This window comes from Bacillus cereus group sp. BfR-BA-01441 (genome assembly GCF_022663075.1).
GTDB lineage: Bacteria > Bacillota > Bacilli > Bacillales > Bacillaceae_G > Bacillus_A > Bacillus_A cereus.
This window is the reverse complement of record NZ_JAKUEU010000179.1, coordinates 1-2,679: the sequence shown is the minus strand read 5'-3', so window position 1 is coordinate 2,679 and position 2,679 is coordinate 1. Positions and strand designations below refer to the sequence as shown.

Sequence of the window (2,679 nt, the reverse complement as noted above, 5' to 3'; positions counted from 1 at the left end):
GATATAATTCGAGTTGCGCTGATATATTAAAAAACCGCCGATATAATTTCATTTACTGTTACGCAACACAAAAAAGAGCTATTCCTAAACGATGGGAATAGCTCTTTTTCTTATGCAACCTTCTCTTCCGAAGTAACTCCGCGAATTTCATCAGCAGAGCGGATTGGATATTTACGGAACACAATAGATCCGATGTATCCGACAATAGTGGTAACGATCCCGCATAATATAGCAGCAATTGTTACTTTTACAACGTCATTAAATCCGAATAAGACAAGAAGTCCTGGGATTGGTGATGCTGTTCCTGGTGCATTATTAACGAGCTGGAACAGAGAGGTAATAATACCAGCAAGTGCACCGCCAACGAAGTTTGTCGCATAAATTGGAATCGGATTTGCTGAAACAACATCGGCTTGTGTTAAAGGCTCGATTGCTACAGCAATTGTATCTTTCTTTGAACAAATTTTTAATCGTTTAAAGAAAATAAAGTTCATTGGGGCTGAAGCTGCTACGGCCAGACTACCAATTGCCATTGGTAAACCTGTTAATCCAAGCATTGCAGTTAGTGCCATAGAACTCAGTGGAGAGGTAGAAATAACTGTTATTAATCCACCAAGCATAATACCCATAATGATAGGACTTTCTGTAGTTGCAACTGAAATCATAGAACCGATTTTACCAAGTGTGGCGTTAACGAGCGGATCCATAAGCATTGCCATTCCGCGTGAGATTGGTGCAGCGATAAATAGGATTGCTAAAAATTCCACACCAGCTGGTAATTTCTTTTCGAGAAATTTCACGACGAAGGCACAAACGTATCCAGCGAAAAATCCTGGTAAAATACCAAATCCACTAGTAGCGATACCAATTAAAACAGCATATACGGGGGAAACACCGATTGCTAATGCGACTAAAATCGCTGCTGCGACACCGCTCATACTACCGGAAGCTTCTCCTACTGATTGTAAAAAGTCATTATGAAACATTTCGCCACCTATATAACGGTGAAATGCTTCAATAAGAAAACTTGCAATTGCTGCATTAGCTAAAGCGCCCATCGCCTTCATTCCGTAAGGCGCACGGTAACTGAAAAGTGTAAATAGACAAAGTACAACAAGTAATAGTGCTAAACCTTGCAAGATAGCCATTTGAAAACTGTCTCCTTTGATTTTTGTAATAAAAATTCGTATCATTCAATAATAATATAAAAGTGTATGAAACGGAAAAATTTTTTCTTGGGAACTGGTTGTAAGAAAAAATCCCTTACAATAATGTAAGGAAAGTGTAAGACTTTTAGATAGAGTATAGTATGCTCTTTTCCGTATAATACAAGTATAGATATAATACTAGCGAGAAAGAAGTGCAAACAGGAGGTTCATGTATGAAATTGGTAATTAAAGTTTTAGCTGTATTCGCCATTATTCTAGGTGGAACAGCGTATTATTTGAACACAAAAACAGAAGGTGTACATGCTTTTGTAGACAACTTCTTTTCAAATAAAGAAATACAAGATTATTATGCGGTTATAGATAAAGGTGAGAAAAAAGACGGAGAATACTTGTATACTTTTAAAGGGTATACAGAAGATGGAAAGTTACAAGTTATTAAAAGAATGATGAACCGTGAATTGCATACGGGGGCGTTTATAAAAATTTATGCAAAAGGTATGCAAGGAAAAGGATGGGCTGAAATCCCGAAAGAATCCATTCCGCAAAAAGCGTTGGAAAAAATAGAAAAACCATAAAAGGAGCGACTCATTCGCTCCTTTTTTAGTACGTTAAAATAGTGATAGATGTCTTCTCTTTGTGAGAAATAATTTTTGCATGTCCACCAATTGGAAAAGTGAAAATCGGGGTTGTATGCCCGAAACTTGCGTTTGCAATGATAGGGATATGTGCAAGTTCAGGTTTTGAAGCAATCATTTCTTGAATGTCTTCTATCGTACATTCTGCACCTTTTTGCATCTTTCCTATAACAATTCCCTTTATGTATTCAAAACCTTGCTGCTGCATAAGGGAATGTAAATAACGATCAAAAGTTTTAAGAGTAGATGTTCCAGTTAAACTATCTTCTTCAATAAATAAAATTTTCTCCTTTAAATTTGGCATATATGGTGTACCTTGCAGTAAGTTAAATGTGCTCATATTGCCACCGATAATATCTCCCGTAGCTTCTCCTTCTTGAATTGAAACATATCCTTCATTTTTAATAAATTCTCGATTTTCCTGATCTATATACCAAGAATCATCGCTCCATGTTTCAGATGGAAGGACTTCAATAGGCTCATTAGAAGTTAAGCACTTTAAAAAGTAATCGGTTGTATACCCGAGCCCTTTCTCCATTCCAAACGAAGAGAAATGGGGTCCTGAATATGTAACAAGCCCTGTTTTTGCGTAAATTGCATTATTTAAGGCAGTAATATCAGAATAACCACAGAAAAATTTCGGGTTTTCACGAATTAAATCATAATCGAGATGTTTCAATAAACCATTTGAGTTGTATCCGCCAAGTGTAGTCAAAATAGCTTTTACATTAGAGTCTCGAAATGCTTCATGGAGGTCTTGAATGCGGGAAGAAATAGAGGAGGAAGCAAATCGATCTATCTCATCAGCATATTTTGAGAATGTAACTTGAAAGCCCATGTCAGTTAATCTTTTTATAGCAAGTTTTCTATTTTCA

At 36.5% G+C, this 2,679-nt stretch carries 3 protein-coding genes; 1 reads left to right on the top strand and 2 read right to left on the bottom strand.

Features of this window, described 5'->3' with window-relative positions; genetic code table 11:
- Positions 1–110: 110 nt before the first annotated feature.
- Positions 111–1,148 carry a PTS sugar transporter subunit IIC gene (locus tag MR107_RS29610; RefSeq protein WP_000996319.1) on the bottom strand — a complete coding sequence of 346 codons (1,038 nt, stop codon included), beginning with the start codon at positions 1,146–1,148 and terminating at the stop codon, positions 111–113.
- Between the two features lie 233 nt (positions 1,149–1,381).
- Here MR107_RS29610 and MR107_RS29605 point away from each other — a divergent pair, with 233 nt between their 5' ends.
- Positions 1,382–1,744: a YxeA family protein gene (locus tag MR107_RS29605; protein WP_000779921.1), complete on the top strand. Its 363-nt coding sequence runs from the start codon at positions 1,382–1,384 to the stop codon at positions 1,742–1,744.
- A 25-nt stretch (positions 1,745–1,769) separates the two neighbouring features.
- Here the strand turns inward: MR107_RS29605 and MR107_RS29600 are convergent.
- A partial coding sequence (locus MR107_RS29600; RefSeq protein ID WP_242293115.1) for a S66 family peptidase occupies positions 1,770–2,679 on the bottom strand: 910 nt, incomplete at its 5' end.